Here is a 23047-nt window from a genome sequence, read left to right as displayed (position 1 = left end):
CGGAAGGTCAACTGTCAATGGACATCCAACCCACGATCCTCGGTGGCCGCTACCAGCTCGGCCCGACACTGGGGCGCGGCGGCATGGCCGAGGTCAACAGGGCCCGCGACCTGCGTCTGCAGCGCGAGGTGGCGATCAAGCGGCTGCGGATCGACCTCGCCTCCGACCCGACGTTCCAGGCCCGCTTCCGCCGGGAGGCCCATTCGGCGGCCGGTCTGAACCATCCGAACATCGTCGCCGTCTACGACACCGACGAGCAGCACGATCCGGTCTCCGGCCAGGTGGTGCCCTACATCGTGATGGAGCTCGTCGAGGGCCGTACGCTGCGCCAGGTGATGAACTCCGGGGAGGCGTTCACCTCCGAGCGGGCCCTGGAGATCACCCAGGGTGTGCTCGATGCGCTGGGCTACTCCCACCGCGCCGGGATCGTGCACCGCGACATCAAGCCGGGCAACGTCATGCTGACCGACCTCGGCGGCCAGGTGAAGGTGATGGACTTCGGCATCGCCCGCGCCGTCGCCGACACCCAGGCGACGATGACGCAGACCGCTGCGGTGATCGGCACCGCCCAGTACCTCTCCCCCGAACAGGCGCGCGGCGAGAAGGTCGGCTTCCGGTCCGACCTCTACTCCACCGGCTGCCTGCTCTACGAGCTGCTCACCGGCCGGCCGCCGTTCGTCGGTGATTCGCCGGTCTCGGTCGCCTACCAGCACGTCCGTGAGCACGCCGCCGCTCCGTCGGCCATCGTGCCGACGATCAGCCCCAGCATCGACGCGGTGGTGCTGAAGGCCCTGGAGAAGGACCCCGACCGGCGCTACCAGAACGCCCGGGAGTTCCACGACGACATCGCCCGGGTGCTGGCCGGACAGGCTCCGCTCGCCCTGGCCGGCGCTGTGGCCGCACCGACCGCGGCGATGACCGCCACCGCGGTCGGCGGGATGGCCCCGGTGGAGGCTGCCATGCCCACTCGTGCGATGGGCGCCCTGCCGCAGGGCGAGGAGGCCGCCCTGGCCACCAGCCCGCAGCGGGCCATGGTCGACCCGGACGCCGACGAGGCGGACGACCTCGCCCGCCGACGCCGACGTCGCAACATCTGGATCGTCGTCGCCGCCGTGCTCGTCGTGCTGCTCACCGGCGGTGGCATCTTCGCCGCCAACGGCGGCCTGACGCCGAAGCAGCCCGTTCCGGACGTGCGGGGCAAGACCCAGGTGGTCGCCGAGGAGCTGATCAAGGCCCAGGGGCTGACCTCCACGGTCAACGTCACCGAGGGTCCGGCCGGGCCGACCGTCGGCACTGTCACCGCCCAGGACCCGCCCGGCGGGACCCGACTGGCCAACGGCGGCGTGGTCACTCTGACCGTCAACGGCGGCCCGTCGACGACGGCGATCCCCGACGGGTTGGTCGGCCAACAGCTGTCCAAGGTCCAGTCCCAGCTGAAGTCCGCCGGGTTCACCAACGTCACGACGGTCGCCGCCGAGTCGTCGCGGCCCGCCAACGAGGTGCTCAGCATCAACCCGCCGTCCGGCTCCAAGGTGGTGCCGGACGCGCCGATCCAGGTGACGTACGCCTCGGGAAAAGTAACGATGCCGGACTGGTCGGGCTTCAACCGGCAGGCGGTGATGACCGACGCGGCCGGCATCGGACTGACCAACGTCACCTTCACTGAACAGGCCTCCAATGCCGCGGTGGGCACGGTGATCTCCCAGAGCCCCGCTGCGGGCAGCAAGGTCTCCCGTGACGCGGCGATCACCGTGATTCTCGCCAAGGCCCCCCAGGCGACCCCGCCGCCGACCTCCGGCGGGCCGTCGACGCCGACGACGACGCCCGCCAGCCCGGCCAGCGACACCCCCGCCGGGCGGGACAAGGGCAATGGCTGATCCGACCGGCGTCCACGTCCTCGTCGTGGACAACTACGACTCCTTCGTCTACAACATCGTCCAGTACCTCGCCCGGATCGGGGCCGAGGTGACGGTGTGGCGCAACGACGACCGTCGACTGGACGACGCCGGCTGGGCCGATCCCTTCGACGGCATCCTGCTCTCGCCCGGCCCCGGCACCCCGGCCGCTGCCGGACAGTGCATCCCGATCATCCGCGAGCAGGCCGGGCGGACGCCGATCTTCGGCGTCTGCCTGGGCATGCAGGCGATCGGCGAGGCGTACGGCGCCACGGTCGACCGGGCCCCCGAGCTGCGCCACGGGAAGACCTCGCCGATCCACCACCACGGCGCGGGCTGCCTGGCCGGCCTGCCGGAGCCGTTCACGGCGACGCGCTACCACTCGCTGGCCGTGCTGCCGCCGACCGTCCCGGACGTCCTCGAGGTCACCGCGACCACCGAGGATGGTGTGGTGATGGCGCTGCGGCACCGCGAGTTCGCCGTCGAGGGCACCCAGTTCCACCCCGAGTCGGTGCTCAGCGAGGGCGGCTACCGGATCTTCGCCAACTGGCTGGCGGTCTGCGGTGACACCGAGGCCCCCGACCGCGCGGCCGGACTGACGCCGCTGGTCGACCTGGCCTGAGTCCCTGCGCTCAGCGCGGCGTGGGGGTGGCCGTCGGCGATGGGATCGCCGACGCGAACGACAGCTCTGTGCCGCCGGTGTAGGCGGGCAGCTTCAGAGCGTCCTCGCGACGCTCCTGGTAGCCCAGCCCGTACGCCGCGACGTAGTCCTGGTAGTTGCGGACGTACGTCGACGACGTCAACGCCGCTTCCAGGATCGCCGGGTCGCCGATCGCCTGGATCCGATAGGGCGGGGCGTACGGGATGCCCTGCAGCACCACGGTGTTGCCGACGCACTTGATGCCGGTGGTCGAGATCACCCGCTGCCCCTGGATCATCATCCCCTCGGCACCGCCCTCCCACAGGGCGTTGACGACGGCCTGGATGTCCTGCTGGTGCACCACCAGCAGGTCGGGATCGACCCCCGGCGGGGACACCGAGGCGGGCGCGTCGTCGAGCACCACGGTCACCCCGGGACCGATCAGCGGCACGGTCTGGGCCGTCTGGGCGGCATCGGCGAGCTGGGCGGGGTCCACCCCGGTGCCTGCTCGGTTGGTCAGCCGGTCGACCTCGGCCCGGGTGGTGGAGACCTGCTGGGCGAGGGCCGCGTTGCGCTGCGAGCCGGTCTGCACCATCGAGATCAGGTCGGTGTTGCGGCCGCCGCGCAGGTCGGTGCCCCGGGCGAGCGCGCCGCTCACGCCGATCAGGTAGCCGGCCAACACGCAGATCGCCACCGTGGCGGTGCCGGAGACGACCATCCGGCGCGTACGTCGCGACCGGGGGCCTCGCGTCGCCCGGCGTGCGAACAGCGTACGGAGCCGACGGGCGCCGATGCGCACCATGTCCAGCAGGGTCGGTTCGGTCACCGTCCATCTCCTCCGGTCCGCCGATCGGGCCTCCAGGCGTCGTCGACTAGGCTACCGGCATAGCCAACCAGAACGCCGTACGAGGAGTGGTCGTGGCCGAGACCAAGCAGCGCAAGTCCGTCGCCGATCGCCGCAAGGGTGATCGGGGCACCGCAGACCGGCGCTCGGCGGGCCGCAAGGCCGAGGCGACGACCAAGCCCGACGCCCAGCCCGACGCCGGGACCGAGTCCGGGAGCGCCCGGCGACGCACCGCCGCACCGGGCACCGCCCCCTGGGTGGTGCCAACCATGGTCACTCTGCTGCTGCTCGGCGTCGCCTGGATCGTGGTGTTCTACGTGGCGGGCTACCTGATCCCGTTCATGGCCGCGATGGGCAACTGGAACCTGGCGGTCGGGATGGGCCTGATCGCGGCCTCCTTCGTCGTCGCCACCCAGTGGAAGTGACGTCGACCCGACAGGGCTGACAGTCTCGCTGGGTGACCGCCCAGTGACCGCGACCGCCCAGTGACCGCGACCGCCCAGTGACCGCGACCGCCCAGTGACCGCGACCGCCCAGTGACCGCGACCGCCGGGCCACGAGGTCGGCTATCCGGCGGCGAGCGCGGCCTCGGCCAGCGCCAGGGCGCCGAGCCGGCCGGACCGCTCCCCCAGGCCCGGCGGGACGAGGTAGTCGTCGATCCGGTCCGTCACGGCCGGGGAGGACACGTAACCGGCCAACAGCTCGCGGGTCCGCTGCCGCATCATCGGGAACAGGCCGGGCCCCGCCATCACCCCGCCGCCGAACACGATCCGGCGTGGTGACAGGGTGCAGACCAGTCCGGCGGCCAGTTCGGCGAGGTAGGAGGCCTCCAGCTCCCAGGCCGGGTGACCGGCCGGCAGGGTCTGCGCCGGCGCACCCCACCGCCGTTCCATCGCCGGCCCCGAGGCCAGGCCCTCCAGACAGTCGTCGTGGAACGGGCAGCCGCCGGGGAACGGGTCGAGTCCCCGATCGTGGCGCACCCGTACGTGGCCCATCTCCGGGTGCACCAGGCCGTGCAGTGGTGCGCCGTTGACGATCGCGCCGCCACCGATCCCGGTGCCGACGGTGACGTAGACGAACGGGTCCATGCCCTGTCCGGCGCCCCAGCGGGCCTCGCCGAGAGCCGCCCCGTTGACATCGGTGTCGAAGCCGACCGGGACACCCAGCGCGGCCCGGAGGACGCCCGCCACGTCGGTGCCGGCCCAGCCGGGCTTCGGGGTGGTGGTGATGTGGCCGTACGTCGCCGAGGCGGGGTCGAGATCCACCGGCCCGAAGCAGGCGACACCCACCGCGGCCGGGCGCGCCCCCTCCGCCGCAGCGGCAGAAGCCGCGCCTGAGCCGCCGGCCTCCCGGAAGGCAGAGGCCGCGCCTCGACCGGCGGCCTCCCGGAAGAACGCCACGACCCGGCCGAGGGTCTCCTCCGGCGTGGTGGTGGGGAACCGCACCTCGGCGCGGATGTCGTCGGGGCCGGTGCCCAGGCAGCAGACGAACTTCGTGCCGCCGGCCTCGACGCCGCCGTACACCGCCTCACCGCCGACCATCAGCCTGCCTCCGTACGCCGCCGTCGCCTGTTGCCCCGTACGCTGCTCAGCCGAGCGGCTTGAGCAGCGGGAAGAGGATCGTCTCGCGGATGCCGACCCCGGTGAAGAGCATCACCAGCCGGTCGACGCCGAGCCCCAGGCCACCCATCGGCGGGGCGCCGAACTCGAGCGCCTGCAGGAAGTCCTCGTCGAGCTGCATCGCCTCGACATCACCGGCCGCCCGGGCCAGCGACTGCGCAGTCAGCCGCTCGCGCTGGATCACCGGGTCGATCAGCTCGGAGAAGCCGGTGCCGCGCTCCATGCCGCCGATGATCAGGTCCCAGGCCTCGATCTTGTTCGGCTCGGAGCGGTGCGGCCGGGCCAGCGGCTGGGCGACCGGCGGGTAGTCGCAGACGAAGGTCGGCTGCAGCAGGTGCGGCTCGACCAGCTCGCCGAACAGTTCGACGACCATCTTCTCCGGGCCCCACAGCGCGTCGTACTCGACCTCGAAGAGCTCGGCGATCGACCGCAGCCGGTCCAGCGGGGTGTCCGGGGTGATCTCGTCGCCGACCTTGTCGGACAGACCGGGGTAGACGCCGAGCCACTTCCACTCGCCGTCCAGGTCGATGACGCCCTTCTCGGTCTCGATCTGGCGCATCCCGACGACGTCGGCCGCGTCGAGGATGATCTGCTTGATCAGCGCTGCGATGGTGGTCTGGTCGCCCCAGGCCTGGTAGGCCTCGAGCATGGTGAACTCGGCGGAGTGCGAGGAGTCGATGCCCTCGTTGCGGAAGACGCGGCCCAACTCGTACACCTTCTCGGCTCCGCCGACCATCACCCGCTTGAGGTAGAGCTCCAGGGCGATCCGCAGGCTCATCGAAATGTCGAAGGCGTTGAGATGGGTGGAGAACGGCCGGGCCGTCGCGCCGCCGTGCACCAGCTGCAGGGTCGGAGTCTCGACCTCCAGATAGCCGTCACCGTGCAGCGTCTCGCGGATCGACCGGGTGATCGCGGACCGGGCCCGCAGCACGTTCTGGGCCTCGGGGCGGACCACCAGGTCGGCGTAGCGCTGCCGCACCCGGGTCTCCTCGGACAGTTCGTGGTGCAGTGTCGGCATCGGCCGCAGCGACTTCGACGCGATCTCCCAGCGGTCGGCCATCACCGACAGCTCGCCGCGCTTGGACCGGATCACCCGGCCATGGATGAAGACCCAGTCGCCCAGGTCGACGTCGGCCTTCCAGGCGGCCAGCGCCTCGTCGCCGACCTCGGCCTTCGAGAGCATCACCTGCAGGCGCGGGGCGTCGTGCTCGGCGGTGAAGCCGCCCTGGAGGGTGGCGAAGCACAGCTTGCCGGTGTTGCGCAGGAAGACGACCCGGCCACCGACCCCGACCTCGTCCTGGGTCTCCTCACCGGTCTCCAGGTGGTCCCACCGGCGGCGGACCTCGTCAAGGGTGTGGGTACGATCCAGCCAGACCGGATAGGGGGGACGCCCCTCCTCCAGCAGCCGCGCCCGCTTCTCGAGGCGGACCTGCATCTGCTCGGACACCTCGTGGTCAGGAAGCTCGGCCGGCGGATTCTGCTCAGTACTCACCGGGACATGCTACCGACACCCGCCCGGACCGACCGAGTCGGAATCACCGCGCCGGCCGAGCTCGCGGGGTCAGCGACCACAGCCGCCGCGCGGTCGACGATCCGCCGCGCGTTCGACGATCCGCCGCGCGTTCGACGATCCGCCGCGCGTTCAGTTCGATGCGGCCCGTCGGCAGGCCGCGGTTGCGTGGAAGCGCGGCGGCTGAACAGAAGCGCGGCGGCTGAACAGAAGCGCGGCGGACGCGGTGCCGGGGACGAGGGGATGGCCGCACCACCGTGTTACGGAGCGGTGAACGGACGGTCGACAGCGCTCCCGGACGTACCTGGTGCAATAGGGTTCCGGATATGGCAGACATGGTCGCCCACTACCGTCCGGGCGCGGCGTTCGACGAGATGGTAGGGCCGTACGGCACCGTCCGCGAACCGTACGCCCGCCTGGCCGACATGCTCGGCCGGATGGCGCCGGGCGACCTGAAGGCGATCGCCGAGACCCTGTCCAACAGCTATCTCGCCGCAGGCGTCACCTTCGACGTCGGCGGGGTCGAGCGGCCGTTCCCGCTGGACGCCATCCCGCGGATCATCACCGCCCGGGACTGGGACATCATCGACCGGGGCGTACGCCAGCGGGTCCGGGCGCTGGAGGCGTTCCTCGACGACGCCTACAACGACCAACGGGCAGTGGCCGACGGGGTGGTTCCCCGATCGCTGATCACCACCTCGAAGCACTTCCACCGGGTGCTGCACGGGATGAACCCGTCCAACGGCGCGCGGGTCCAGGTGGCCGGCATCGACCTGATCCGCACCCCGGCCGGCGACATGCGGGTGCTGGAGGACAACGTCCGGGTGCCCTCGGGGGTGTCGTACGTGATGACGAACCGTACGGCGATGGCCTCGGTGATGCCCGAGGTGATGGCCGAGCAGCGGGTCCGGCCGGTGAGCGACTACGCCCAGCACCTGCTGCGGGCGCTGCGGGCCGCCGCCCCGGACGGCATCGAGGACCCGACGGTCGTCGTGCTCACCCCGGGCGTCTACAACTCGGCCTACTTCGAGCACACCCTGCTGGCCCGGACGATGGGCGTCGAGCTGGTCGAGGGATCCGACCTGGAGTGCCGGCGCGGCAAGGTCTACATGCGCACCACCCGCGGCCTGCAGCCGGTGCATGTGATCTACCGGCGGATCGACGACGACTTCATCGACCCGGTGCACTTCCGCCGCGACTCCCTGCTCGGCATCCCCGGCATCGTCAACGCGGTCCGCTCCGGCGGGGTCGCGTTGTGCAACGCGTTGGGCAACGGGGTCGCCGACGACAAGCTGGTCTACACCTACGTCCCCGACCTGATCCGCTACTTCCTCGCCGAGGAGCCGGTGCTGAAGAACGTCGACACCTGGCGGCTGGCCGAGGCGGCCGCCCGGGAAGAGGTGATGGACCGGCTGGAGGAGCTGGTCGTCAAGCCGGTCGACGGCTCGGGCGGCAAGGGCATCGTGATCGGGCCGTTCGCGACCCCCGAGCAGGTCACCGCGCTACGGCACCGGGTCGAGGCCGACCCGCGCGGCTGGATCGCCCAGCCGCTGATCCAGCTGTCGACGGTGCCGACCTTCGTCGACGACGCGCTGGGGCCGCGGCACGTCGACCTGCGGCCGTTCGCGGTCAACGACGGCAGCGACGTGTGGGTGCTGCCCGGCGGACTGACTCGGGTGGCGCTGCCGGAGGGCGAGATGATCGTCAACTCCTCCCAGGGCGGCGGTTCCAAGGACACCTGGGTGATCGCCGGACCGCCGTCGGTGCCGACCGCGACGACCGACGGGACGGAAGCGGCCGAGTCGGCACCCGTCGACTCAGCCATCGAGACCGGGCCGCTCGCCGAGCCCGGACCGCTCGCCGAGCCGGCGCCGAGCACCCCCGCCGAGACGGCCGGCCACGCCGAGTCGGGCCCGCACACCGAGACCACCGAACTCGCCGACCTGGCGGCGCTGCCGGTGCCGACCCAGCGCCCGCCGGACCAGCTGCCGGCCCGCAAGACCCAGCAGGAGCAACAGCAGCAGGCCGGCCGTACGCCACCGCACCGTCTCACGGCCCGGGCCGCCGCGGAGATCACCAGGACCGAGGGGGTCGACCGATGCTGAGCCGGATCGCCGAGTCGCTGTTCTGGATCGGCCGTTACGTCGAGCGCGCCGAGGACACCGCCCGGCTGCTCCAGGTGCAGCTGCGGCTGTTCGTCGAGGAGCCGGCGGTGCCCACCCACACCGCCTGCAGCAACCTGCTCACCCTGCTCGGCGTGCCGAGCGCGACGTACGAGCCGCTGTTGGTGCGGACCGATCCCCGCGCGGCCCATGAGGCGCTGGTCGGGCTGCTGGCGTACGACCGCCACCAGCCGTCGTCGATCGCGTACAGCTGGGAACAGACCCGCGACAACGCCCGCCGGGCTCGGGAGGTGATCCCGTCGCCCGTCTGGGAGGTGGTCAACACCACCTGGCAGGCGCTGCCCCGCACCACGCCGCGGGCGATCCGCTCCCAGCACGGCTACCTGGACTGGGCCCGGGAACGGTCCGCGCTCTTCTACGGCCTGGCCCGCGGCTCGATGGTCCGCGACGAGGGCTGGCAGTTCCTCCAGCTCGGCCGCAGCCTGGAACAGGCCGACATGACCGCCCGGCTGGTCACCGCGACGACCTTCGCCCACGGGGCCATCCCGTGGTCGGCGGCGCTGCGCGGCTGCGACGCCCACGACGCCTTCCTGCGCACCTACCGCGGCTGGCACGCCTCGGCCCAGGCACTGGAGTTCCTGGTGCAGGACGCCGCCTTCCCGCGCTCGGTGATGCACGGACTGACCCGGGCCACCGAGGCGCTGACCGGCATCACCGGCCGGGCCCACGGGGTCGGGCTGCCCGGCGAGGCCCGCTACGAGCTCGGCCGGCTCACCGAGGAGTTGGCCTACCTGCCGACCGAGGCGCTGGTGGACGACCTGGCCGGCCGGATGGCCCAGGTGCAGCGGACCTGCCAGCGGGTCACCGCGGCGATCACCCACCGCTTCTTCGCCGCGGCCACCGAGGTGGCCTGGACGACCGAGGAGACGCACTGACATGAGGCCGTCCGACACGAGGCAGGACTGACATGCGGCTGAGCATCGACCACGTCACCGGGTTCCGCTACGCCTCCCCGGTCCGGGCGTCCTACAACGAGGCGCGGATGACTCCTGTCTCCACCCCGACCCAGGTGGTCTGGACCTCCCGGCTCACCATCACCCCGCATGCCTGGCGCACCGCCTACACCGACTACTGGGGCACCCCGGTGACCTGTTTCGAGGTGCACGAGCCGCATGACCGCCTCCAGATCGAGGCCCGGGCACTGGTCGAGACCCGCCCGGTGCGCGACGCCGGCCAGGACGAGCGCCGGGTGCCCGCCGACGACCTCGACTGGGCCACACTGCGCGGCCCGGCGGTGCGGGATGCGATGAGCGAGTATCTGCTCAACACCGGACGGACCGCGCCCCACGAGGAGCTGGCCGCGCTGGCCGCCGAGCTCACCGACCGGCCGTCCCGGCTGGCCGCACTGGACGTCTGCGCCCTGGTGCACGACCGGATGGCGTACGAGGCGGGCGCCACCGGGGTGACCTCGACCGCCGCGGAGGCCTGGGCGGGCGGCCGCGGCGTCTGCCAGGACTTCAGCCACGTCACCTGCGGGGCGCTGCGCAGTCTCGGCATCCCGGCCCGGTACGTGTCCGGCTACCTGCACCCGTCCGGGCCGGACGCCGTCCGCGGCGACACCGTCGAGGGCGAGTCCCACTCCTGGGTGGAGTTCTGGTGCGGATCGTGGCAGACGTACGATCCGACGGCGATGCACCGGGTGGACGAGTCGTACGTCCGGATCGGGCACGGCCGCGACTACTCCGACGTGTCTCCACTACGCGGGACGTACGCCGGTGGCGACTCGGAAATGTTTGTCAAGGTCACCATAACGGCGCTTTCGTGACCTCTGACCACTAGGGTTACTGGCATGAACCAGCCGCCGACCGCATGGAGTCCGCCGCCCGCGGGCGCGCCCGTGGGCCCACCGGTCCAGGCACCGCCGGTCGCCCCAGCGGTCCAGAACCCTCTGCTCCAGGGCACGACCCCGGGCCCCGGCCAGCCGCCGACCAGCCACCCGCAGCCCGCCCGCACCGGCGGACCGGTGCCGAGCACACCCGGATCGGGGATCGCCACCCCGCAGTTGAGTCCGGTGCCGCAGCACGCCGCGCCGCCCTCCCAGCCGGCGCGCCCGGGACAGACCGCTCAACCCACCCCGACCAGTGTCGAGGCCCCTGCCCCGACCCCGCCGGGACGGGTCGACCACGGTCTGCCGGTCACCACGACCGACGCGATGCCCGGCCGCACCATCACCGGGGTGATCGGCGACGTGATGGGGGTGGTCTCCCGCTCCCGCGAGCTGGGCGGCAACCGCGAGATCCAGGCGCGGACGCTGCTCACCGAGCGGCAGCAGGCGGTCACCCGGATGGTCCGGATGGCGCTCGGGGCCCATGCCGACGCCGTGGTGGGGATGCGTTTCGACACCTGCCAGGTCAGTGCCGAGGTGATCGAGGTCGTGGCGTACGGCACTGCGGTGCGGCTCGCCGAGACCTCGGGGTTCAGCGCGCCCGGGATCGACCTGCCGCGGCCGTCCGTCGGCGGTAGCGCCAGCCACCCGCAGACCCCCACCGCCGGCTGACAGCCGACGCCGGGCGGTAGCCCCGCCGTCGGTGGCCGACGCCGGGCGGCGGCTACCGACGGCTGACTTGCACCCGGCCACCGTCGAGGCGGAGCCCGAGGTGACTCAGGTCGGGCACCACGACGTCGGCCAGTGCGGTGAGCTGTTCCGCGGGGTGTGTCGTGGTCACCGCGACGGTCGCCATCCCGGCGGCCCGGGCCGCCCGCAGGCCGTTCGGGGCGTCCTCGGCGACCAGGCAGTCCGCCGGAACGGCCGCCAGCCCGGCCGCCGCGGCCAGGAAGATCTGCGGATCGGGCTTGGCCCGGACCACGTCGCTGGCGGTGACCAGCACCGCGGGCATCGGCAGCCCGGCGGCCCCGAGCCGGGCGTACGCCATCTCCCGGCTCGCCGAGGTGGCGACCGCGCCCCGCGGACCCGCCGCCTGCAGCGCCTCGGCTGCGCCGGGCAGGGCCACCACCCCGTCCTGGTCGGCCAGCTCGTGCTCGGTGATCCAGGCCATCGCCTCGTCGCGGACGTCGGCCCGGACGTACTGGTCGATGATCCAGCGGGTGGACCGGCCGAGCAGCCGCGTCGGCTCGTCGACGGTCAGCCCGTAGCGGTCCGCGAACGCCGACCAGACCCGCACGATCGCCGGCATCGAGTCCACCAGTGTCGAGTCCATGTCGAAGATGACACCGTCGAACGTACGTCCCGTCATCGCCCCTCCTCCGCGTCGGTCGGCCGCTGTTTCCCCCCAACCTAGTCGCCGCCCGGACCGGACGCCCCCGGGCGGCCGCGACCCCTCACCCCGACGCCCCCATCCCGACGCCCCTCACCCCGGCACTCCGTCAGCGGCGTACGGCGCCCGCGCGGGGCACATCTCCCGATCACCCCGCGCTTGATGAGTGAACACTCACTCACTACACTCGCGGAGTGACCAGAGCACGACCACTGCCCCCGTCAGCCCGGCGCGACGCCATCATCGCCGCGACCATGCCGCTGCTCGCCGAGTCGGGGCCCGAGGTGTCGACCCGGCAGATCGCCACCGCCTGTGGCATCGCCGAGGGCACCCTGTTCCGGGTCTTCCCGACCAAGCACGACCTGCTCGAGGCGACGCTGCGGGCCTCACTCGACCCCAGCGCCGACATCGCCCGGCTCCGGACGATCGATCAGACGCTGCCGTTGGACGCCCGGCTGCGACAGGTCGTCGACGTCCTCGCGGCGCGGAGCCGGCGGGTGAGTGGCCTGTTCGCCGCCTTGCACCGTCCCCGGCCCGGCCGCGAGACCGCCGCGGGCGAGGCCGCCCGTGACCTCCCCGGACCGCCAGACCCGCACGCCGACCACCGCCATCACCACCCCGGCCCGCCCGACCTGCACGACCGCCAGCTGCTCACCGCAGCCGTCGCCGACGTGCTGGCCGCCGGCGACGGGGCCGACCTCGACCCCGATCCGGCCACCGCCGCCGCGTTCGTACGATCGGTGGTGACCGCGACCCTGCACCCGATCCTGGGCGACGCTCTGCTGGCGGATCCGGACCTCCTCACCCACCTGCTCCTGAAGGCACTCCAGAAGGACTTGACGTGAAGCATCCCCTCAATCGGCTCCTGGTGCGCCATCTGCGCCCCTACTCCGGCCAGTTGGTCGGGGTCGTCGCGCTGCAGTTCGCCGCGACGATCGCCTCCCTCTTCCTGCCCACCCTCAACGCCTCGATCATCGACGACGGCGTGGCGAAGGGCGACACCCCCTTCATCTGGAGCCACGGCGCCATCATGCTGGCGGTCAGCCTGGTCCAGGTGATCTGCCAGATCGGTGCCGTGTTGCTCGGCAGCATGGTCGCGATGCGTTTCGGCCGCGACACCCGAGCGGCGATCTTCTCCCGGGTGCTCTCCTTCTCCTCGCGCGAGGTCAACCGGTTCGGCGCACCGTCGCTGATCACCCGCAACACCAACGACGTCCAGCAGGTCCAGATGCTGGTGCTGATGACCTGCATCATGATCCTCGGCGCACCGATCACCATGGTCGGCGGCGTGGTGATGGCGCTGCGCAGCGACTGGCACATGTCCTGGCTGATCGTCGTCGCGGTGGTCGTCCTGGGCGCCAGCATCGGAGCGCTGGTGAGCCGGATGGTGCCGCTCTTCCAGTCCATGCAGCAGCGGATCGACGTCCTCAACCGCGTGCTGCGCGAGCAGATCTCCGGCATCCGGGTGGTGCGGGCGTTCGTCCGCGAGCCGTACGAGACCGAACGGTTCGCCGCCGCGAACGGCGACCTGACCGGCACCGCCGTGGCAGTCGGCCGGCTGATGGCCAGCATGTTCCCGGTGGTGATGCTGATCCTCAACGTGTCCAGCGTCGCCGTGCTGTGGTTCGGCGCCTACCAGATCGACGCCGGGCGCATCCAGGTCGGCGGCCTGACGGCGTTCCTGCAGTACCTGATGCAGATCCTGATGAGCGGCATGATGGCCGTGATGATGATCGTCATGGTGCCCCGCGCCGCGGTCTGCGCGGAGCGCATCATGGAGGTCCTCGACACCGAGAGCAGCGTCGCGCCGCCGGCCGAGCCGGTCCGTACGGTGACCACCCACGGCACAGTCACGCTGACCGGCGCCGGCTTCACCTACCCCGGCGCGGACTCGCCGGTGCTGCAGGACATCAGCTTCTCGATGGCCCCAGGGCGGACCACCGCGATCATCGGCTCCACCGGCTCGGGCAAGACCACCCTGGTCAACCTGCTCCCCCGGCTGCACGACGCGACCGAGGGCACGGTCGAGGTGGACGGTGTCGACGTACGACGGCTCGACCCGGAGCTGCTGTGGAGCCGGATCGGGCTGGTCCCGCAGAAGCCGTACCTGTTCACCGGGACGGTGGCCAGCAACCTGCGCTACGGCAACCCGGAGGCGACCGACGAGGAGCTGTGGCACGCCCTCGACGTCGCCCAGGCGCGCGACTTCGTCGAGGAGATGCCGGGCGGCCTCGACGCACCGATCGCCCAGGGCGGCACGAACGTCTCCGGCGGCCAGCGACAACGGCTGTCCATCGCCCGGGCGCTGGTCCGCAAACCTGATCTCTACATCTTCGATGACTCGTTCTCGGCCCTGGACGTGGCCACCGACGCCCGGCTCCGGGCGGCCCTGGAGCGGGAGATCGTGGACGAGGCGGTGCTGATCGTCGGCCAGCGGGTGTCGACGATCGCCGGTGCCGACCAGATCCTGGTGCTCGAGGACGGCCGGATCGTCGGCCGCGGCACCCACGAGGAACTGCTCGCCGACAACCCCACCTACCGCGAGATCGTCGAGTCCCAGATGAGCGCCGAGGAGGCCGCAGCATGAGCACCGCCCAGTCCTCCCCGAAGGCCGCCCCGCAGCGCCCCGCGTTCGGTCCCGGCGGGGCCGGCCGCGGCCCGGGCGGCCACATGGCCGGGCGCCCGACGGAGAAGGCGACGAACTTCGGCCCCTCGCTGCGCCGGCTGCTCGGGCACCTGCGGCCCGAGCGGGCGCTGATCGGCCTGGTCGTGGTGATGGCCGCGGCCGGCGTCGCCTTCACCGTCGTCGGCCCCAAGCTGATCGGCCGGGCCACCGACATCATCTTCGCCGGCGTGATCGGCAAGTCCCTGCCGGCCACCGTCACCGTGGCGGGGCGCACCGTCGCAGTCACCAAGGACATGGTGATCGAGGGTCTGCGGTCGTACGCCCAGGGCGGTCCGGCGATGCCGGGGCTCAGCGGCGGCGCGGTCACCCCGGCCACCGCCGGCCGGTTCGCCGACATGCTGCAGGGGATGAACGTGGTCCCCGGGCAGGGCATCCAGTTCACCGCACTGGGCACCGTGCTGGGGCTGGCGCTCGGCCTCTATCTGCTGTCCGGCCTGCTGATGTGGGGCCAGGCGTACATCCTCAACGGTGTCGTCCAGCGCTCCGTCTACCGGCTCCGCGAGGAGGTCGCCGGCAAGATCAACCGGCTGCCGCTGTCCTACTTCGACCGCCAGCCCCGCGGAGAGCTGCTCAGCCGGGTCACCAACGACATCGACAACATCGCCCAGACCCTGCAGCAGACCCTCTCCCAGCTGCTCAACGGACTGCTGACGATCCTCGGCGTCGGGGTGATGATGTTCGTCGTCTCCCCGGTGCTGGGGGCGATCGCGATCGCCGCGATCCCGGTCTCGGTGGTGCTGGTCTCCATCATCGGCAAGCAGTCACAGAAGCAGTTCGTGCTCAACTGGCGCTACACCGGCGAGCTCAACGGCCGGATCGAGGAGGCCTACACCGGTCACTCGCTGGTCACCGTCTTCGGTCGGCGCCACGAGGCGGAGGCGGCCTTCGCCGAGAGCAACGACCAGCTCTACGGCGCCGGCTTCCGGGCCCAGTTCATCTCCGGCATCATCATGCCGACGATGTTCTTCGTCGGGAACCTGTCGTACGTCGCGGTCGCCGTCGTCGGCGGCCTGCGGGTGGCCAGCGGCCAGATGCAGCTGGGCGACGTGCAGGCCTTCATCCAGTACAGCCGGATGTTCACCCAGCCGATCACCCAGGTGGCCTCGATGGCCAATCTGCTCCAGTCCGGGGTGGCCTCGGCGGAGCGGGTCTTCGAGGTGCTCGACGCCACGGAGGAGTCGGCGGACGCCCCCGGGCAGCTCAACCCGACCCGTGGGCGGGTCGAGTTCGAGTCGATCGACTTCTCGTACGATCCGCAGAAGCCGCTGATCACCGACCTCTCGCTGGTGGCCGAGCCCGGCCACACCATCGCGATCGTCGGCCCCACCGGGGCGGGCAAGACCACTCTGGTCAACCTGATCATGCGGTTCTACGAGCTGCAGGCCGGCCGGATCACCCTCGACGGGGTCGACATCACCTCCGTCCCCCGTCACGCACTGCGCCAGAACATCGGCATGGTGCTCCAGGACACCTGGCTGTTCCACGGCACGATCCGCGACAACATCGCGTACGGCAATCCCGACGCCAGCGAGGGCGAGATCCTGGCGGCGGCCCGGGCGACGTACGTCGACCGGTTCGTGCACTCGCTGCCGGACGGCTACGACACGGTGATCGACGAGGAGGGCAGCAACATCTCCGCCGGCGAGAAGCAGCTGCTGACCATCGCCCGGGCCTTCCTCGCCGACCCGGCCCTGCTGATCCTCGACGAGGCGACCAGCTCGGTCGACACCCGCACCGAGCTGCTGGTGCAGCGCGCGATGAACGCTCTGCGCAAGGATCGTACGAGCTTCGTGATCGCCCACCGGCTCAGCACGATCCGCGACGCGGACACCATCCTGGTGATGGAGCACGGCCGGATCGTCGAACAGGGCGACCACCAGGAGCTGCTCGCCCGGGAGGGCGCGTACTACCGGCTGTACCGGTCGCAGTTCGAGGGGGCGATCGAGGCGGAGGTCGCCTGAGCCCACCTCCTCCTTGCCCGACCGCGTCATCGGCCACGACATGACTGACCGGCCACCCCGCCGCCGTCACGATCCGGCCCCGACGGCGTGGCGACCCACGGCCCGGGACACTCGTCGAGTGTCCCGGGCCGTGCCACCCTCCGGGTCACCTCGATTTGCACCTGAATACCCCCGGGGGCATCATGGTGGATGTTTCCAGCCCCTCCACGAAGGAGAATCCCTCATGTGCCGTCCCGTCACCTGCTCGTCCTGCGGCAAGACCACCTGGGCCGGCTGTGGCCAGCACATCGACGCGGTCAAGGCCACCGTCCCGGCCGGCCAGTGGTGCACCTGTGACCGGAACGCCGGTGCCGGCTCGTCGGCCTCCGGCTCGTTCATGTCCTTCTTCCGCCGTTGAGCACGGAGCGCACCGCCACCATGCCCGAGCACTCCGGCCAGCCCGAACAGTCCCGCAAGCCCGGACACTCCCGCAAGGTCGTCATCGTCGGTGGCGTCGCCGGCGGCATGTCCGCCGCGACCCGGCTGCGCCGGCTCGACGAGACATGCGAGATCATCGTCTTCGAGCGCAGCTGGTACGTCTCGTTCGCCAACTGCGGCCTGCCTTACCACGTGGGCGGCGTGATCGAGGACCGCCAGGCGCTGCTGCTGCAGACGCCGGAGTCGCTCGGTCGCCGCTTCGGCATCGACGTCCGCGTCGGCCACGAGGTCGTCTCGATCGACCGGGCCGCCCAGCAGGTGACGGTGCGCAACCTCAACACCGACCGGATCACCACCGAGTCGTACGACACCCTGGTGCTCTCCCCCGGCGCGTCGCCGTTCGTCCCGGACATCCCGGGCAAGGAGCGGGCGCTCACCCTGCGCAACATCGCCGACGTCGACGCGATGGTCGCCGCGGTGGCCCGCCGGCCGCAGACCGCGGTGGTGATCGGCGGCGGCTTCATCGGCGTCGAGCTGGCCGAGAACCTGCAGCACCGTGGGATCGACGTGACGGTCATCGAACTGGCCGACCAGATCCTGCCCCCGCTCGACCCGGAGATGGCCGCGTACGTCGCCCAGGAGCTGGTCGACAACGGCATCGACGTGCTGACCGGGGCCCAGGTGACCGCAATCGGCGAGCGGACCGTCACGCTGGACTCCGGCGCGGAGATCCCGGCCGACCTGGTGGTGATGTCGATCGGGGTCCGGCCGGACTCGCACCTGGCGAAGGACGCCGGCCTGGAGGTCAACCCGCGCGGTGGGATCGTCGTCGACGACAGCCAGCGCACCTCCGACCCGGCCATCTTCGCCGTCGGCGACGCCGCCGAGAAGCGCGACGCGCTCACCGGCGAGGCCGCCATGGTGCCGCTGGCGCAGACCGCCAACCGGCACGGTCGGCTGGTCGCCGACGTGATCGCCGGACGTACGACGGCGTCGCAGCCGGTGCTCGGCACCGCCATCGTCGGCGTCTTCGACCTGATGGCCGCCTCGGTCGGCTGGAACGAGAAGCGGCTGCGGGCCGCCGGCCGCACCTACCGGGCGATCCACGCCCACCCGGGCTCGCACGCCGGCTACTACCCCGGCGCCGAGACGCTGCACCTGAAGCTGCTGGTCGACGCGGACACCGACGAGATCCTCGGCGCCCAGGCGATCGGTCGCGACGGCGCCGACAAGCGGATCGACGTCATCGCCACGGCGATGCGCGGCGGACTCAGGGCGGCCGACCTGGCCGACCTCGAGCTGGCGTACGCCCCGCAGTTCGGCTCCGCCAAGGATCCGATCAACATGCTCGGCTTCATCGACGACAACGTGGTGACGGGTCAGTCCGAGCTGATCCAGTGGCACGAGGTGGAGGCCGTCCACCGGGCCGGCACGCCACTGATCGACGTACGGACCACTGGCGAGTTCCATCGCGGCCACATCCCCGGCTCGATCAACATCCCGGTCGACGAGCTGCGTGACCGCCTCGACGAGGTGCCCGCCGGGGAACTGGTGATCACCTGCCAGGTGGGGCTGCGCGGCCACGTGGCCGAGCGGATCCTGCGCCAGGCCGGCCATCGGGTCCGCAACCTGACCGGTGGCTACCAGACCTGGTCCACCGCCACCCGGCCGATCGCCCGGCCGGCCTGGAGCGAGACGCCCGCCGAGGTCGAGGCGGCTCGCTGACCGATCCGGGTGGGGCACCGCACACCACTCCGCTGCCCTGCGGTGCCCCACCTTCGCCCCTCGATCAGGCCTGTTCCGCGGGCCGTACGGCGTGCCCGCCGAACTGCGCCCGCAAGGCCGACACCATCCGCATCGTCGGGCTGTTGTCCTGCCGCGACGTGAACCGGGCGAACAGCGCTGCTGCGGTGACCGGCATCGGCACCGCGTGGTCCACCGCCTCGTGCAGGGTCCAGCGGCCCTCACCCGAGTCGGTGGCGTACGCCTCGATGCCCGCCAGACCGGGGTCGGCCGCCAGGGCCTTCACCAGCAGATCGAGCAGCCAGGAGCGGACCACGGTGCCCCGAGTCCAGGCCTTGAAGCAGCCGGCCACGTCGTCGACCACGTCGGTCGCGTCCAACAGCTCCCAGCCCTCGGCGTACGCCTGCATCAGGCCGTACTCGATGCCGTTGTGCACCATCTTGGCGTAGTGGCCGGCGCCGACTCCGCCGGCATGGACGAAGCCCTCGTCCCGCGGCCCCTCCGGGCGCAGCGCGTCGAAGATCGGCATCGCCCGTTCGACGAGTTCGGGGGCGCCACCGACCATCAGGCCATAACCGTTGTCGAGGCCCCACACCCCACCGGAGACACCGCAGTCCAGGTAGCCGATGCCCCGCTCGGCCAGCTGCCCGGCGTGCTCGGTGTCGTCGGTGTGGCGCGAGTTGCCGCCGTCGATGACCAGGTCGCCGGGCTCCAGCAGCGTGGCGAGCCGGGCGACGGTGTCCTGGGTCGGCGCGCCGGCCGGCACCATCACCCAGACGGTCCGCGGTGCGGTGAGCCGGCTGACCAGGTCGGCCAGGTCGCGGGTGTCGGAGATCTCCGGGTCGCGGTCGTAGCCGATGACGTCATGGCCGGCACAGCTGATCCGCTCGCCCATCGCACGGCCCATCCGGCCCAGGCCGACCAGTCCCAGTTGCATGTGTTTCCTCTTTCCGATAGTCCGCGGCGCCCTGTCGTACGGACCGGATCATCGGCCCGTACGGGCGGGGCGCCGCGGAGTGTGGCGTACGGTCGGCCGATGTTCAGGACGGCCGTGGGGACGTCGGGTCAGACGACGAGGCTGAGCCCCATCACTGCGATGATCCCGACGACGGACAGCACGGTCTCCATCAACGACCAGGTTTTGAAGGTCTCCCCCACTGTCATGCCGAAGTACTCCTTCACCATCCAGAAGCCCGCGTCGTTGACGTGGCTGAAGAAGACCGAGCCGGCGCCGATGGCGAGCACCATCAGGGCGGTGTGGGCCGGCGAGAGGCCGACGGCGAGCGGGGCGACGATGCCGGACGCAGTGATGGTGGCCACGGTGGCCGAGCCGGTCGCGAGCCGGATGACGACGGCCACCAGCCAGCCGGCCAGCAGCGGCGGGAGGGCGGCGGCGAGCAGGCCCTTGGCGAGCATGTCGGCGATGTGGGAGTCGACCAGGGTCTGCTTGAAGCCACCGCCGGCGGCGACGATCAGCAGGATGCCGGCGATCGGGCCGAACGCGGAGCCGACGAGCTTGTCGACCTCCTTGCGGGACTTCCGCAGCCCGTAGCCGAAGACGAACATCGCGACGACGGTGGTGATGATCAGGGCGATCAGCGGGGTGCCGACGAAGCCGAGGAACGCGCCCACCGGATTCTTGGTGCCGAAGGTCATCTCGGCAATGGTCGCGGCCAGCATCAGGACGACGGGGAGCAGGACGACGGTCAGTGAGGCGCCGAAGCCGGGGCGCTTCACACCCTCGGCCGGACTGTGCCCGAGGAAGTCCTCACGGACCTCGTGCGGCACCCAACGGGCCATCATCCGGCCGAGCACCGGACCGGAGAGGACCACGCACGGGACGGCGACGATCAGGCCGAAGGCGAGGGTCAGGCCGAGGTTGGCCTTCAGCGCCGAGATCGCGATCAGCGGGCCCGGGTGCGGCGGGATCAGCCCGTGCAGGGCGGACAGGCCGGCCAGCGCCGGGATACCGAAGAGGACCACCGGCACCTTCGCCCGTCGGGCGGCGAACATCACCACAGGGATGAGGATCACCACACCGACCTCGAAGAACAGCGGGATGCCGACGATGAAGGCGATCAGCGCCATCGCCCAGGGCAGCCGCCGGACCGGGGTCTTGCTGAGGATGGTGTCGACGATGACATCGGCACCGCCGGAGGACACCAGCAGGGTGCCGATGATCGACCCCAGCACGATCAGCAGGCCGACGCCGGAGATGGTCGACCCGAGACCCGTGGTGAAGCTGCTGAAGAGCTTCTCCAGCGGGACACCGGCGGCCAGCGCCATCACGGCGGAGCCGGCCATCAGGGACAGGAACGGGTGGATCTTGAGCCAGACGATCAGCAGGACGATCGTGGCGATGCCGGCGAGAGCGGCGAGGACGAGTCCGGTCATTCTGCACACCCCTTGACCTCACGGTCGCCGGAGACGAGAGCGGCGACGATGCAGTCGAGCATCTGCTCGACGTTCTGCTCGATGTCGATCACGACGCCGTCCTCGTCGGAGTCGAGCGGCTCCAGAGTCGCCAGCTGGGACGGCAGCAGCGAGGCGGGCATGAAGTGGTCCGTACGGGCGGCGAGACGGGCCGCCAGCAGCTCGGGGGAACCGACCAGGTGGACGAAGACGGTCCGTCCGGGAGCCGTCCGCAGCCGGTCACGGTAGACCCGGCGGAGGGCGGAGCAGGTGACCAGGGTGGAGCGTCCGGCCTCGTCCTGCGCGGCGGTCCAGGCGGCGATGCTGTCCAGCCAGGGCCACCGATCCTCATCGGTGAGCGGATGGCCGCCTGTCATCTTGGCAATGTTCTCGGCCGAGTGGAAGTCGTCCCCCTCGGCCACCGGCCAGCCGAGCCGATCGGCCAGTCCGTGGGCGATGGTCGACTTGCCGCTGCCGGCGACTCCCATCACCACCACATGTGTTTCAGTCATCCTTGACCTCTCTTGAGAAGCACCCTTGCCTCATTGCAGATGATGCTACACCTTTTAAAGAGTCTCTCAACTCGCGGTGTGACGCAGCGAACGGCACCGGGGAGCCTTCAGGGCCCGATGCGACTAGGCTCGCTCCAAGGACGCCCTGAGGAGGCAGCGATGACGACGAACTCCGAGCGGCCGTTGATGCACCATGGAGTGGCCCGCGAGCTCGGCACCGAGATCATCGAGGGGCAGTGGCCGGTCGGCGAAGCGCGGACACTGGAGGAGATCCAGGAACGGTTCGGCGTCTCACGTACGGTCGCCCGGGAGGCATCCCGACTGCTGGAGTCGATGGGGCTGACGGAGACCGTACGTCGCCGCGGAATCGTCGCGCTGGCGGCGTCGGCGTGGCACGTCCTCGACACCACGCTGATCGACTGGCGGCTGCACTCCGGTCGACGGCGCGAGCAGCTGCGGTCACTGACTCAGCTGCGGATGGCCGTCGAACCGGCCGCCGTCTACGGGATGGCGCGCTGCGCCTCGATCCACGACCGGGCCCTGCTGCTGCCGCTGGCCGCGGAACTGCGGCGGACCGGCGAGGGCGGCCTGCGCCAGGAGTTCCTGCAGCTCGACATCGAGTTCCACCGATTGATCCTCACCACCAGCGGCAACGAACTGTTCGCCGCACTGAGTGACCAGATCGCGTCGGTGCTCGCCGGGCGCGAAGAAATCGGTCTGATGCCGTCGCCGCCCAAGCCCGAGGCCCTCGACGGTCACGAGGCGGTAGCCGAGGCGGTCTTCCACGGCGACGCAAAGGCGGCCCGGGCCGCGATGCAATTGATCCTCGACGAGGTCGACCAGGCCCTGGACGAGGCGGACTGAGCCGGCCCAGGGGGCCGAGCTTGGCACGAGGCAGGCCGACACAAAGCCAGGCCGACACAAAGCCAGGCCGGCAGGATGCGGGGCGGCCGGGAGGCGGGTCAGGCCAGGGAGAGGAAGAGCTTCTCCATCTTGGAGGTGTCCAGGCCCTCATCGGCCAGCACGCACTGGCGCATCCCGGCGGCGACGACGGCGAACCCGGCGCGATCCAGCGCCTTCGCCACGGCGGCGATCTGCGTGACGACCTCCTCGCAGTCGCGGCCCTCCTCCAGCATGTCGATGATGCCGTTGAGCTGGCCCCGGGCCCGCTTCAGCCGATTGACGACCGGGCGCAAGTCCTCGCTGGGCAATTCCATGGCGCCCTCCTTCTCGTACTGCTCTGGCCTCGAATAATACCCCCACGGGGATATGCGCTACCACGCCCGTCCGCCACCCGTGCCGGAAGCGCCCACCCGGCACGGGCGGCGGATGGGCCCACGCCGGCCGGCGCGGCGCCGCCCGGCGGGGACGGACCTCGACGTCCCCGCCGCACGGACCAGTCGGCCGGCG

21 protein-coding genes are annotated in these 23047 nt (G+C 71.3%); 13 read left to right on the top strand and 8 right to left on the bottom strand.

Translation table 11 applies throughout. From position 1 onward, the window contains the following. The first annotated feature begins 17 nt into the window (after positions 1-17). Entirely contained in the window at positions 18-1877 is a 1860-nt protein-coding gene (pknB, locus tag R0146_RS05730; RefSeq protein WP_317691901.1) for a Stk1 family PASTA domain-containing Ser/Thr kinase, read from the top strand. Next, positions 1870-2517 (top strand): aminodeoxychorismate/anthranilate synthase component II, encoded by a 648-nt coding sequence (locus R0146_RS05725; protein WP_317691900.1) that lies wholly within the window; start codon positions 1870-1872, stop codon positions 2515-2517. The genes pknB and R0146_RS05725 overlap by 8 nt, the downstream gene beginning before the upstream one ends. A gap of 10 nt (positions 2518-2527) precedes the next feature. On the opposite strand, the gene R0146_RS05720 is transcribed toward R0146_RS05725, so the two are convergent. Continuing rightward, on the bottom strand, positions 2528-3361 hold the full coding sequence (locus R0146_RS05720) for a DUF881 domain-containing protein (RefSeq protein ID WP_317691899.1): 834 nt from the start codon (positions 3359-3361) through the stop codon (positions 2528-2530). 92 nt (positions 3362-3453) lie between these two features. Here R0146_RS05720 and R0146_RS05715 point away from each other — a divergent pair, with 92 nt between their 5' ends. Further along, complete coding sequence (locus R0146_RS05715; RefSeq protein ID WP_317691898.1) at positions 3454-3804, top strand: cell division protein CrgA; 351 nt, start codon at positions 3454-3456, stop codon at positions 3802-3804. 141 nt (positions 3805-3945) lie between these two features. Here the strand turns inward: R0146_RS05715 and R0146_RS05710 are convergent, their stop codons facing one another. Continuing rightward, a complete protein-coding gene (locus tag R0146_RS05710) occupies positions 3946-4920 on the bottom strand; it encodes an ROK family protein (protein WP_317691897.1) in 975 nt (324 codons plus the stop codon). Positions 4921-4966: 46 nt separating this feature from the next. Continuing rightward, positions 4967-6433 carry a lysine--tRNA ligase gene (gene lysS, locus R0146_RS05705; protein ID WP_317692340.1) on the bottom strand — a complete coding sequence of 489 codons (1467 nt, stop codon included), beginning with the start codon at positions 6431-6433 and terminating at the stop codon, positions 4967-4969. 401 nt (positions 6434-6834) lie between these two features. Here lysS and R0146_RS05700 point away from each other — a divergent pair, with 401 nt between their 5' ends. From R0146_RS05700 to R0146_RS05685, 4 genes are read left to right on the top strand one after another with little or no spacing between them, the layout of a single operon-like run. Further along, positions 6835-8613 carry a circularly permuted type 2 ATP-grasp protein gene (locus R0146_RS05700; protein ID WP_317691896.1) on the top strand — a complete coding sequence of 593 codons (1779 nt, stop codon included), beginning with the start codon at positions 6835-6837 and terminating at the stop codon, positions 8611-8613. After that, positions 8607-9566 (top strand): alpha-E domain-containing protein, encoded by a 960-nt coding sequence (locus R0146_RS05695; protein ID WP_317691895.1) that lies wholly within the window; start codon positions 8607-8609, stop codon positions 9564-9566. Before R0146_RS05700 ends, R0146_RS05695 begins: the two co-directional genes overlap by 7 nt. 32 nt (positions 9567-9598) lie before the next feature. Beyond that, positions 9599-10456 (top strand): transglutaminase family protein, encoded by an 858-nt coding sequence (locus R0146_RS05690; protein WP_317691894.1) that lies wholly within the window; start codon positions 9599-9601, stop codon positions 10454-10456. Positions 10457-10480: 24 nt separating this feature from the next. Then, a complete protein-coding gene (locus tag R0146_RS05685) occupies positions 10481-11188 on the top strand; it encodes a heavy metal-binding domain-containing protein (protein ID WP_317691893.1) in 708 nt (235 codons plus the stop codon). Between the two features lie 52 nt (positions 11189-11240). Here R0146_RS05685 and R0146_RS05680 read toward each other — a convergent pair whose 3' ends face one another. Beyond that, positions 11241-11885 (bottom strand): HAD family hydrolase, encoded by a 645-nt coding sequence (locus tag R0146_RS05680; protein ID WP_317691892.1) that lies wholly within the window; start codon positions 11883-11885, stop codon positions 11241-11243. Positions 11886-12100: 215 nt separating this feature from the next. Here R0146_RS05680 and R0146_RS05675 point away from each other — a divergent pair, with 215 nt between their 5' ends. From R0146_RS05675 to R0146_RS05655, 5 genes are all read left to right on the top strand, one after another. Next, positions 12101-12751 (top strand): TetR/AcrR family transcriptional regulator, encoded by a 651-nt coding sequence (locus R0146_RS05675; RefSeq protein WP_317691890.1) that lies wholly within the window; start codon positions 12101-12103, stop codon positions 12749-12751. Next, the gene (locus R0146_RS05670) at positions 12748-14493 is read left to right on the top strand and encodes an ABC transporter ATP-binding protein (protein ID WP_317691889.1); all 1746 of its coding nucleotides are present in this window, start codon (positions 12748-12750) and stop codon (positions 14491-14493) included. Before R0146_RS05675 ends, R0146_RS05670 begins: the two co-directional genes overlap by 4 nt. After that, positions 14490-16553: an ABC transporter ATP-binding protein gene (locus R0146_RS05665; protein ID WP_411567176.1), complete on the top strand. Its 2064-nt coding sequence runs from the start codon at positions 14490-14492 to the stop codon at positions 16551-16553. Before R0146_RS05670 ends, R0146_RS05665 begins: the two co-directional genes overlap by 4 nt. A gap of 223 nt (positions 16554-16776) precedes the next feature. After that, a complete protein-coding gene (locus tag R0146_RS05660) occupies positions 16777-16950 on the top strand; it encodes a DUF8730 family Cys-rich protein (RefSeq protein WP_317691888.1) in 174 nt (57 codons plus the stop codon). Continuing rightward, positions 16947-18695 carry an FAD-dependent oxidoreductase gene (locus R0146_RS05655; RefSeq protein ID WP_317691887.1) on the top strand — a complete coding sequence of 583 codons (1749 nt, stop codon included), beginning with the start codon at positions 16947-16949 and terminating at the stop codon, positions 18693-18695. The genes R0146_RS05660 and R0146_RS05655 overlap by 4 nt, the downstream gene beginning before the upstream one ends. 64 nt (positions 18696-18759) lie before the next feature. On the opposite strand, the gene gnd is transcribed toward R0146_RS05655, so the two are convergent. From gnd to R0146_RS05640, 3 genes are all read right to left on the bottom strand, one after another. Next, positions 18760-19650, bottom strand: a complete 891-nt coding sequence (gene gnd, locus R0146_RS05650) for a phosphogluconate dehydrogenase (NAD(+)-dependent, decarboxylating) (protein WP_317691886.1) — start codon at positions 19648-19650, stop codon at positions 18760-18762. 128 nt (positions 19651-19778) lie between these two features. Beyond that, positions 19779-21107, bottom strand: a complete 1329-nt coding sequence (locus R0146_RS05645) for a GntP family permease (RefSeq protein WP_317691885.1) — start codon at positions 21105-21107, stop codon at positions 19779-19781. Next, on the bottom strand, positions 21104-21637 hold the full coding sequence (locus R0146_RS05640) for a gluconokinase (RefSeq protein WP_317691883.1): 534 nt from the start codon (positions 21635-21637) through the stop codon (positions 21104-21106). Before R0146_RS05640 ends, R0146_RS05645 begins: the two co-directional genes overlap by 4 nt. A 159-nt stretch (positions 21638-21796) precedes the next feature. On the opposite strand from R0146_RS05640, the gene R0146_RS05635 reads away from it, so the two are divergent. Next, positions 21797-22501, top strand: coding sequence for a FadR/GntR family transcriptional regulator (locus R0146_RS05635; RefSeq protein ID WP_317691882.1), 705 nt, complete (start codon positions 21797-21799; stop codon positions 22499-22501). 98 nt (positions 22502-22599) lie between these two features. Here R0146_RS05635 and R0146_RS05630 read toward each other — a convergent pair whose 3' ends face one another. Next, entirely contained in the window at positions 22600-22854 is a 255-nt protein-coding gene (locus R0146_RS05630) for a metal-sensitive transcriptional regulator (protein WP_317691881.1), read from the bottom strand. Positions 22855-23047: the final 193 nt, after the last annotated feature.

The organism is Raineyella sp. LH-20 (genome assembly GCF_033110965.1).
GTDB lineage: Bacteria > Actinomycetota > Actinomycetes > Propionibacteriales > Propionibacteriaceae > Raineyella.
Note: the sequence above shows the minus strand (reverse complement) of the source record. Positions and strands in the feature narration are given on the sequence as shown.

What these genes read in the sequence shown, in the direction of transcription:
- R0146_RS05630 (WP_317691881.1), bottom strand. Translation starts at nt 22,854, where the DNA reads ATGGAATTGCCCAGCGAGGACTTGCGCCCGGTCGTCAATCGGCTGAAG.
- R0146_RS05710 (WP_317691897.1), bottom strand. Translation starts at nt 4,920, where the DNA reads ATGGTCGGCGGTGAGGCGGTGTACGGCGGCGTCGAGGCCGGCGGCACG.
- R0146_RS05725 (WP_317691900.1), top strand. Translation starts at nt 1,870, where the DNA reads ATGGCTGATCCGACCGGCGTCCACGTCCTCGTCGTGGACAACTACGAC.
- R0146_RS05660 (WP_317691888.1), top strand. Translation starts at nt 16,777, where the DNA reads ATGTGCCGTCCCGTCACCTGCTCGTCCTGCGGCAAGACCACCTGGGCC.
- R0146_RS05690 (WP_317691894.1), top strand. Translation starts at nt 9,599, where the DNA reads ATGCGGCTGAGCATCGACCACGTCACCGGGTTCCGCTACGCCTCCCCG.
- R0146_RS05645 (WP_317691885.1), bottom strand. Translation starts at nt 21,107, where the DNA reads ATGACCGGACTCGTCCTCGCCGCTCTCGCCGGCATCGCCACGATCGTC.
- R0146_RS05665 (WP_411567176.1), top strand. Translation starts at nt 14,490, where the DNA reads ATGAGCACCGCCCAGTCCTCCCCGAAGGCCGCCCCGCAGCGCCCCGCG.
- R0146_RS05695 (WP_317691895.1), top strand. Translation starts at nt 8,607, where the DNA reads ATGCTGAGCCGGATCGCCGAGTCGCTGTTCTGGATCGGCCGTTACGTC.
- R0146_RS05685 (WP_317691893.1), top strand. Translation starts at nt 10,481, where the DNA reads ATGAACCAGCCGCCGACCGCATGGAGTCCGCCGCCCGCGGGCGCGCCC.
- R0146_RS05680 (WP_317691892.1), bottom strand. Translation starts at nt 11,885, where the DNA reads ATGACGGGACGTACGTTCGACGGTGTCATCTTCGACATGGACTCGACA.
- lysS (WP_317692340.1), bottom strand. Translation starts at nt 6,433, where the DNA reads ATGCAGGTCCGCCTCGAGAAGCGGGCGCGGCTGCTGGAGGAGGGGCGT.
- R0146_RS05700 (WP_317691896.1), top strand. Translation starts at nt 6,835, where the DNA reads ATGGCAGACATGGTCGCCCACTACCGTCCGGGCGCGGCGTTCGACGAG.
- R0146_RS05635 (WP_317691882.1), top strand. Translation starts at nt 21,797, where the DNA reads ATGACGACGAACTCCGAGCGGCCGTTGATGCACCATGGAGTGGCCCGC.
- pknB (WP_317691901.1), top strand. Translation starts at nt 18, where the DNA reads ATGGACATCCAACCCACGATCCTCGGTGGCCGCTACCAGCTCGGCCCG.
- R0146_RS05640 (WP_317691883.1), bottom strand. Translation starts at nt 21,637, where the DNA reads ATGACTGAAACACATGTGGTGGTGATGGGAGTCGCCGGCAGCGGCAAG.
- gnd (WP_317691886.1), bottom strand. Translation starts at nt 19,650, where the DNA reads ATGCAACTGGGACTGGTCGGCCTGGGCCGGATGGGCCGTGCGATGGGC.